General features: G+C 24.1%; 1 protein-coding gene. It reads left to right on the top strand.

From position 1 onward, the window contains the following. A partial coding sequence (locus KPC_RS20555) for a hypothetical protein (RefSeq protein ID WP_228212370.1) occupies window positions 1–598 on the top strand: 598 nt, incomplete at its 5' end. Window positions 599–705: the final 107 nt, after the last annotated feature.

Here is a 705-nt window from a genome sequence, read left to right as displayed (position 1 = left end):
GCTAAATGTTGATACTCAAAATCAACCTAAAGTAAAAATTCAGTTAAATTTTCAAGATGTTAATATTTATTTTTATGAACATTGTGTAGGTGCATTTAGTTATTTTTCAAAAAAGGTTATTCAACATGTTGGATTATATGATGAATCTTATTTTAATGCATTAGAACATCTTGATCACACGTATATGATTTGCCAAGAACAGTTTCATCCTAGTTTTTGGTACTTTGCAGATATTGAAAATTCAAGTGCTTATATCGGAGATGATGGTTGGAGCAAAGACCAGTCAGTCATTACAGCGCAGGATAAATATAAGAGTAACTTGAAAAATGCTGAACAATATTTTTTTTTAAAATATCAAAAAAATATTTATAAAATAGAAAAAGATAGTATATTGATATTTGTTGAAAAACTAGAGTTGATTAATGAAAGTTATGGGGAAAAAAAAGACTTATTTCAATTGAATAGAATGGAAATATTTGATTTTATTAAACATGATATAATCAAGCAGCTTAAATATCTAAATTTATCTAGGTTGTTTTATTCAATTTTTGACTTATTTTCTTTCTATACGAAATCAATATTTCTTCGTTTGAAATAATTAATATAGGAGTATACTATGAATTTTATTTCAAATATTTTTTCGATATTTTCTAACTCCAATAATAAAAAAGTAGTTATTTTAACATTGCCTCATACACTTTATAT

Origin of the sequence: Acinetobacter stercoris, from assembly GCF_900323515.1 — a bacterium.
In the GTDB taxonomy this organism is placed as follows: Bacteria; Pseudomonadota; Gammaproteobacteria; order Pseudomonadales; family Moraxellaceae; genus Acinetobacter; species Acinetobacter stercoris.
Note: the sequence above shows the minus strand (reverse complement) of the source record. Positions and strands in the feature narration are given on the sequence as shown.